Source organism: Mesorhizobium sp. M7A.F.Ca.CA.003.01.2.1 (assembly GCF_003998945.1).
Classification (GTDB): Bacteria; Pseudomonadota; Alphaproteobacteria; order Rhizobiales; family Rhizobiaceae; genus Mesorhizobium; species Mesorhizobium ciceri.
Window position 1 is genome coordinate 1 of sequence record NZ_RZRA01000924.1, and the last position, 2,208, is coordinate 2,208.

Below are 2,208 nucleotides of genomic sequence, written 5' to 3' on the forward strand. Positions count from 1 at the left end.
AGCATGGCCAGGCCGAACAGCTTTCTCGGCGGCGCCGGCATTCAATGGATGAACCCGAAGGGATGGGCGATGGGACTGGGCGCCGCGGCGTCGTTCGCGGCATTGGCCAGCGGACCGATGCAGCTCGCGCTGCTGCTCGGCGCCACTTTCGGCCTCGCGGCCGCCGCCTCGCTGTCACTGTGGTGCGTGGCCGGCATGGTGCTGGCGCGGCTGCTCAAGACCGAATGGCAATGGCGCGCGCTCAACGTCGTGTTGGCGCTGGTACTGGCCGCCTCGATCATTCCGATGTGGCGGTCGGTGTAAAGCGCTCAAGCCAAAACCCGCGCCAGCCCCCCACCCTGACCTTCGGTCCGACCTCCCCACAAGGGGGAGGTGGGGAGTCCAGCTTTTCGCACCCCACAAGACCATTGTCGCATGGGCGGACAAGCCGCGTCCCCAACCTTCCCCCTTATGGGGGTCCGAAGGACGGGCGAGACCCGTGGCTCGCCCCGGCAAGTCGCTGCGAAGCAGCGGGGTGGGGGTCCTGGTTCGCAAAGCGAACCAGCCTCTCAAACTTCAAACCCCGTAACGCGCCGCCGGCTTGTCGGCGTGCAGGCTGCCGTAGAAGGCTTGCCGGGCGCCGAGGAATGTGTCGAGCTTGGCCGCATCGGCAAGCGCGGGCACGGTGACCGCCTCGCCTTTGGCCAAGCCGACAAGTGCGGCATCGACCATGTCGTCGGCGGTCATGATGATCTCCTTCGGAACGTTGGCGATATCGGTGCCGGCAAGTTCCCAGAAATCGGTCCGGGTCGCGCCCGGCAGCACCACCTGCACCTTCACATTGGTGCCCTCAACCTCACGGTGCAGGGCTTCGGTGAAGTTGACCACATAAGCTTTGGTGCCGCTGTAGATGCCGCCGAAGGAGGTGTCGAAGGCGAGCACCGAGGCGATGTTGACGATGCCGCCGCGGTTGCGTGCCAAAAGCCCCGGCAGCACGGCGCGGGTTAGACGCGTCAAGGCGATGGTGTTGACCTTGATCATGCGCTCGGCCGCGTCGACATCGGCGGTGGCCACGACGGCCTGGCCGCCGATGCCGGCATTGTTGACCAGCAGTGTGATGCTCTCGTCGGCTGTTACAGCTTGCTCGACGCGGCGCACATCATCGTCGTTTGCAAGATCGGCGCTGATCACGCCGACCTTGCGGCTATAGGTCTGGCGCAGCTTCCCGGCCAGTTCCTCCAGCCGGTCGGCGCGCCGCGCCACCAGCACCAGATCGTAGCCCTGCCCGGCCAGCCGGTCGGCATAGACCGCGCCGATGCCCGACGAAGCACCGGTGACGACCGCCGTGCCCTTGTTGCCCTGTCCACTCATTGTCCTGTTCCTTCTTCAACTGATCTTGTTCGTTTCGAATGACCCCCGGCACCGTGGCATCTGCCGCGCTGCCGGAAAGCCGCAAGATAGTGGCATATACCATTAATCGTGAAGTAGGCATATGCCACTATCTTGTCAATGAGACGGGCGGGGATTATTTGAGGGGAGCAGCCGGGCCTCATTCGCCGGCGCCAGGGACCATCATGTCAAAGGACAGCCTGCCCGGCCTCACGCTCTGCAACAACGCCGCGCTGCGCCGCGCGGCGCGCAAGCTCGGCAAGTTTTATGATGATGTGGTGGAGCCGTCAGGCCTCAAGGCGACGCAGCAGGGCCTGCTTTACCAGATCCATATGGGCGATGAGCCGGCGATGGGCGCCATCGCCACGTCGCTGATCATGGACCTGTCGGCGCTCGGCCATACGCTGAAACCGCTGATCCGCGACGGCTATGTCGAGACCTTCGCCGACCCGGAGGACCGCCGCGTCAAGCGTGTACGACTGACGCCAAAGGGCCTGGACAAGATCGAGGAAGCGATGAAACTGTGGCAAATCGCCCAGCAGCGTTTCGAGGATGTCGTCGGCAAGGACAAGGCCGAAGATTTGCGCGCGGCTCTGGATGAGATCGCCGCGCTGGATTTTGATCTGCCGCCGGCCACGCCCTAAGGCCAGCGTTTGCCAAAGACTCTACTCGGCAGGCATTTCTACAGGCCGAGCCGCCCAGCGGCCGGCGACCACGACGCCAAGCCCGACGATCGGGAAGATCGCGGCGACCAGGCCGAGATCGGCCGGCGCGCCGTAGCGCAGCACGGCACCACCGACCACGGCACCCAGCGCCACGCCGAGATAGAGCGCCGAGGCG

Annotated in this window: 2 protein-coding genes and 1 pseudogene; 2 read left to right on the forward strand and 1 reads right to left on the reverse strand. The window is 65.2% G+C overall.

The genetic code is table 11. The annotated features are described in order from the left end of the window. Positions 1-303 (forward strand): annotated as a pseudogene (locus EN969_RS27720) (LysE family translocator); the annotation flags it as partial. A gap of 252 nt (positions 304-555) precedes the next feature. Here EN969_RS27720 and EN969_RS27725 read toward each other — a convergent pair. Continuing rightward, complete coding sequence (locus EN969_RS27725; RefSeq protein WP_013530115.1) at positions 556-1,350, reverse strand: SDR family oxidoreductase; 795 nt, start codon at positions 1,348-1,350, stop codon at positions 556-558. A gap of 203 nt (positions 1,351-1,553) precedes the next feature. Here EN969_RS27725 and EN969_RS27730 point away from each other — a divergent pair, with 203 nt between their 5' ends. Continuing rightward, on the forward strand, positions 1,554-2,012 hold the full coding sequence (locus EN969_RS27730; protein WP_024504123.1) for a MarR family winged helix-turn-helix transcriptional regulator: 459 nt from the start codon (positions 1,554-1,556) through the stop codon (positions 2,010-2,012). Positions 2,013-2,208: the final 196 nt, after the last annotated feature.

Coding starts and splice junctions, on each gene's coding strand:
- EN969_RS27725 (WP_013530115.1), bottom strand. CDS start 1,350: ATGAGTGGACAGGGCAACAAGGGCACGGCGGTCGTCACCGGTGCTTCG.
- EN969_RS27730 (WP_024504123.1), top strand. CDS start 1,554: ATGTCAAAGGACAGCCTGCCCGGCCTCACGCTCTGCAACAACGCCGCG.